Raw genomic sequence first — 5,400 nt, forward strand, 5'->3', positions numbered from 1 at the left:
TTAGATTTAAATATTAATAATAATGAAATTAGAATTAATACTGGAATATATAATGGAATTATAATTCTTTTATATAATTCCTTTAATATATTATCGATATTATCATCCCTACAATTTTCAACTTTAAAATTTTCATCAATTTTAAAAAAATTGAAATTCATTAAATTATGATAGCATTTGAATAGATCTAGCGTTGTAACTTCTTGAGTTTTCTTGTACGTAGTGGTATTGCCTTCATAATTACTTAAGTTGAAATCGGTTTTTTTAAATCTAAAATTAGTTATCTTTCCATTAATAACACTTATGGTTTCACCAAAATTTAATTCTAAAAATTGATTGTTTCCGATTTGTTTAAATTTACCCTCTTTCGCGAAAGTTATTTGAAAATTCTCTCCTGAACCTTTTTTTAAATAAATCTGCTTTAAATTCCCAAACTTATCTTTTGAGTTACTATAAATAGTTAAACCTTTTACGGCATCATTAAATATTCTGGGTTTGATAAAATTCTCTAAATAATTAATTGACGAAGTTCTTAGGAACGATCTAGCCATGTCTTGACTTTTGGGAACAATTATAGCTGTTAGTAATATTTGCAATAGCACGATTATAAACGAAAATTTTATAAAAAAATTGATAAGATCAATTTTATTAATCCCAAAATTCCAAAAAATAATTAATTCATTATTTAATTCATATTTTCCGATCATATAAATAAAACTAAAAAATAGTACAAAAGGTAGCAATTTACTTATTACTTTTGGAAAATTTAATAGAGAAAAATTTAGATAAACTAAATAATTACGGCCATCTTCAATTATGATATCCAAAAAATTTACAGCTTGGAAAACCCAAATAATAATACCTGTTGAAAAAAGAGTTATTAGAAAAAAAACTAAACAATCAAATAATAATTTTATAAATAATATTTTTTTCATTGAAATTTATCAAAATCTATTTATATATTTTCAACTATTAGTTTACAATTTAAATACAACTCAAAGTACATATATATAAAAAATGTCAATAAAAATAAGTGTTAAAAATAATATAAACTTAAAATTAGTAAAAAATCATGTTTTTTTTACTAATAAAAATTTTAAAATAAATGAAATCAGCAAACTTCCAATATCTAAGTTTTCTAGTTTTATAAATCAGTCACTTAGCTCAAATGAATTTGGTGAAAAGAATTTTTTATCATTAGATATAAATGCTTCGCAAAAAGTTATTTTGATAAAAATTAAAGATAGTCAATCCCCGTTTGACATTGAAAAAATTGGTGCTGAATTTTATGTGTATTTAAAATCAAATTTATATTTAAAAACAACTTTTTATGAGCAAAATATAAGGAACACTTTTCCTAAAAATAAATTCTTTTTTGATCAATTTGCACAAGGCCTTCAATTAAAATCATACGAATTCAATAAATATAAATCCAAAAGTAAAGAAAAAAAATTCGATATAGAGGTCTTAAACAAAAACAAAACTTTCCAATTTAATAAGAATAAGAAATACAGATCTATAATTGAAGGAACAAATTTAACAAAAGATCTCGTTTCAGAACCAGGAAATATTCTTCATCCAGATGAATATGCAAAAAGATTGTTACAACTTAGAAAATTTGGTCTTAAAGTAAACGTATTTGACAAAAAGAAATTAAAAAAGCTTGGTATGAATGCACTTCTGGGCGTAGGACAAGGTAGTATAAGAGGGTCTTATCTTGTTACTTTAGAGTGGAAAGGTGTAAGAGCAAAAAAGAAACCTTTAGCATTTGTTGGAAAAGGAGTTTGTTTTGATACCGGTGGTATTTCTCTCAAGCCCGCAAAATTTATGGAAGATATGACTTATGATATGGCTGGTTCTGCAGTTGTTGTAGGTTTAATGAAAAATCTTGCTTTAAGGAAAGCCAAAATTAATGCAATTGGAGTTGTAGGTCTTGTTGAAAATATGCCAGGTGGTAATGCTCAAAGACCTGGTGATATAGTAAAATCTTATAGTGGAAAAACAATTGAAGTTTTAAATACTGATGCTGAAGGAAGATTAGTTTTAGCTGATGCACTCACATATACAGAAAAAAAATATAAACCCCAATTTATTGTTGATTTAGCGACTTTAACAGGAGCAATAATAGTTTCTTTAGGTTCTGAATTTGCAGGAATGTTTTCAAATAATGATAAGCTGTCAAAGCAATTATTTGATGCAGGCCAAAAAGTTGGAGAGAGAGTATGGAGAATGCCACTTGATAAAAATTATGATAAATTAATAAATTCCAAAAATGCTGATATGCAAAATATTAATTATGTTGGAGGTGCTGGCTCAACTACTGCAGCACAATTTTTACAGAGATTTATTCTAAATAAAACCCCTTGGGCGCACTTAGATATTGCTGGAATGGCATTTTCAAAATATGGAGGTTCTCTTAATTCTGAGGGTGCAACTGGATTTGGAGTTAGATTATTAAATCAATTAGTTGAAGATTATTATGAGTAACATTGAACAAACTTTATCAATTATTAAACCAGATGCAGTAGAAAGAAACCTGGATAATGAAATTAAACAAATGTTTTTAAAAAATGAATTTAATATAATTAAAGAAAAAAAAATCCAGATAGAAAAATCAGAAGCTGAAAAATTTTATAAAGTTCATGAGACAAAACCATTTTATAATGACTTATGTTCATATCTTTCATCAGGCCCAATAATTGCAATGATACTTGAGAAAGAAAATGCTGTGGCTGACAATAGAAAATTAATGGGAGCAACTAACCCTAATGATGCTGAGGAAGGAACAATTAGGAAAAAATATGGAATTTCAATAGATAAAAATTCAGTGCATGGTTCTGATAGTGTTGAAAATGCAAAAATTGAAATTGATTTTTTCTTTAAAAACTAACAAATATCTTGCTTATAGCTCTTGGATATAAAATATGTTCATGTTTTAATATTTTCTTTTGAAGAGATGAGGGTGTTTCTTTTTTTGATAATTTAACTTTTTTTTGAAGAATTATTTTTCCTGAGTCAAGTTTTGAATTTACTAGATGTACTGTACATCCTGAGTATTTTTCTTTATTTTGAATTGCTCTATGGTGTGTGTTTAATCCTTTATATTTTGGTAATAAAGAAGGATGTATATTCAAAATTTTTCCTTTAAACCTCCTTATAAAATCTTTGGATAAAATTTTCATAAACCCTGCGAGACATATTAGTTTAATGTCATTTGACTTTAGGTCTTTTAATATTTTTTTTTCTGAGACTTTTTTTTTATCATAATTATAAACTTTTTTTTTAATCTTGTACAGTTTAGCAAATTTAAGTCCTTTTGCTTTTAGATTATTCGAAACAATTAAATTTACTTCAATTGGAGAAACTTTTTTTAAAGAAAATTTAATTAGATTTTTTAAATTACTTCCTGTGCCAGAAATAAAAACTGCAGTTCTTATTTTTTTAGGACCAATTGATTTTACCATTCAATTTTATTTTTTTTGAATTTTTTGATATTTTGCCAATCACATAAGGTTTATAATCTTTAGAAAAATATTTATTGATTTTTTTTAAATTTCTTGGATTTACAATCAGACAAAAACCAACGCCACAATTAAAAGTTTTTAACATCTCGAGGTCATTTACATCATTTTTTTTTAACCATTTAAAGATTTTAAGAGGTTTAATCTTTTCTAAATCAATTTCCGCACAAAGATTATTTGGAATAACTCTTATGATATTGTCTGGTAAGCCTCCACCTGTAATATTTGCACAACCATTTATTAGTTTCTTGTTTATGAGACTTAAAATTTCTTTAACATAAATCTTTGTTGGTTTTAGTAACTCTTTTTTTAAAAAAATATTTTTATTAATTATTATATTTTTTCTTTTAATAATATTTCTAACTAATGAGTAACCATTTGAATGTAAACCACTTGATGGAATTGCTAAAATAAGATTATTTTCTTTGACATTATTTTTGTCTAAAATTTTTTTTTGTTCAACTAATCCGACTGCAAAACCGGCAATATCAAATTTATTTTTTTCATATGTACCAGGCATTTCAGCTGTTTCACCACCAACTAAATCACAACCGGATATATTACACCCTTTAACAATTCCTTTAATGATTGATTTTAGTTTTGGTAAATTAATTTTATTTATTGAAATATAATCTAAGAAAAAAAAAGGAGTTGCACCTTGAACTATCAAATCATTTACACTCATCGCAACTAAATCGATACCAATAGTATCAAATTTTTTTAATAGATTTGCTATCTCTATTTTAGTACCAACCCCATCAGTGCATGCTACAATTTTCGGTTTTTTTAAATTGTTGGGAATGTTTGTTATAGAACCAAAACCACCTATATTATTAAACTTTTTTTTGCCCTTTTTTTTTGATGAAATCGAAGATATGAACTTTATAAATTTATCTGCAGCCTTAATATCAACTCCACTTTTTTTGTATGTTAATAGATTTTTATTCATTATTATAAAGTATGATAATTAGATTTAAAAATTTTTCACATTTTTTATATATTTTTTTTACATTTCTATCTTTAAATATATTTTTTTTTTCCACAGATAAAGTTGAGGCAAAATCTTTTGATGTAAATAATATTGAAATTTCAAAGCCGTTTGAAATAAATTTTGATAAAAATAAGGTTATAGATGATGGTTTTATTAAAGCTTTTTCTAGATTAATCTCAACTATCACAGCTTCTTCAGATCAAGAAATAATTAAAGGAATAAAATTAGCTGAGATAAAAGGAATGATTGAGTCTTTTTCTGTAAAAGAGGAAAAATTTATTGATGACACTTATTATGTAAATTTGGGTGTCGCTTTTAATAAAAAAAAAATTTTCAATTATTTAGAAAATAAAAATGTATTTCCATCAGTTCCAAATAGAAAAAAATTTTTATTGTTTCCAATTATAATAGAGGAAAAAAATGACAATTTAATAGCATTTTCAGAAAATATCTTTTTTAACAATTGGAATAAGTATAATAAAAAATCATATCTTCTTGAGTATCTTTTGCCAACCGAAGATCTAGAAGATTTAAATCTCATAAAAAAAAATTACAACACAATTGAAAAATATAATTTTGAAGAGATTACTAAGAAATATAATTTAGACGACTCAATTGTAACATTAGTTTTTAAAAATGATAATAACGTAAGAATTTTATCAAGAATAACAATCGAGGACAAAGTAGTTTTAAAAAATCTTTCATTTTCTGACATAAATTTCGATGATGAAGACGATATTATAAATTTAATAGATAAATTAAAGATAACTTATGAAGATCACTGGAAAATTTTCAATAGAGTTAATACTTCAATTAAACTACCAATATTTGTCAAATTAGATTCTGATGATAATTTAAAAGTTTCAAATTTTGAAAGAATATTAAATG

6 protein-coding genes are annotated in these 5,400 nt (G+C 24.7%); 3 read left to right on the forward strand and 3 right to left on the reverse strand.

Features of this window, described 5'->3' with window-relative positions:
- Positions 1-935: LptF/LptG family permease (locus tag ACTT83_RS05600; RefSeq protein WP_440919118.1), on the reverse strand; the 935-nt coding region annotated here is incomplete at its 3' end.
- Between the two features lie 82 nt (positions 936-1,017).
- On the opposite strand from ACTT83_RS05600, the gene ACTT83_RS05605 reads away from it, so the two are divergent.
- Positions 1,018-2,487: a leucyl aminopeptidase gene (locus tag ACTT83_RS05605; protein ID WP_440919119.1), complete on the forward strand. Its 1,470-nt coding sequence runs from the start codon at positions 1,018-1,020 to the stop codon at positions 2,485-2,487.
- On the forward strand, positions 2,480-2,890 hold the full coding sequence (ndk, locus tag ACTT83_RS05610; protein WP_440919120.1) for a nucleoside-diphosphate kinase: 411 nt from the start codon (positions 2,480-2,482) through the stop codon (positions 2,888-2,890). Before ACTT83_RS05605 ends, ndk begins: the two co-directional genes overlap by 8 nt.
- Here ndk and purN read toward each other — a convergent pair.
- Entirely contained in the window at positions 2,880-3,464 is a 585-nt protein-coding gene (gene purN, locus ACTT83_RS05615; protein WP_440919121.1) for a phosphoribosylglycinamide formyltransferase, read from the reverse strand. The two genes, ndk and purN, sit on opposite strands and share 11 nt — an antisense overlap.
- Positions 3,442-4,470, reverse strand: coding sequence for a phosphoribosylformylglycinamidine cyclo-ligase (gene purM / locus ACTT83_RS05620; protein WP_440919122.1), 1,029 nt, complete (start codon positions 4,468-4,470; stop codon positions 3,442-3,444). Before purM ends, purN begins: the two co-directional genes overlap by 23 nt.
- 11 nt (positions 4,471-4,481) lie before the next feature.
- Here purM and ACTT83_RS05625 point away from each other — a divergent pair.
- On the forward strand, positions 4,482-5,400 hold a 919-nt coding region (locus ACTT83_RS05625; RefSeq protein ID WP_440919123.1), incomplete at its 3' end, for a hypothetical protein.

The organism is Candidatus Pelagibacter sp. (genome assembly GCF_052049775.1).
Lineage (GTDB): Bacteria > Pseudomonadota > Alphaproteobacteria > Pelagibacterales > Pelagibacteraceae > Pelagibacter.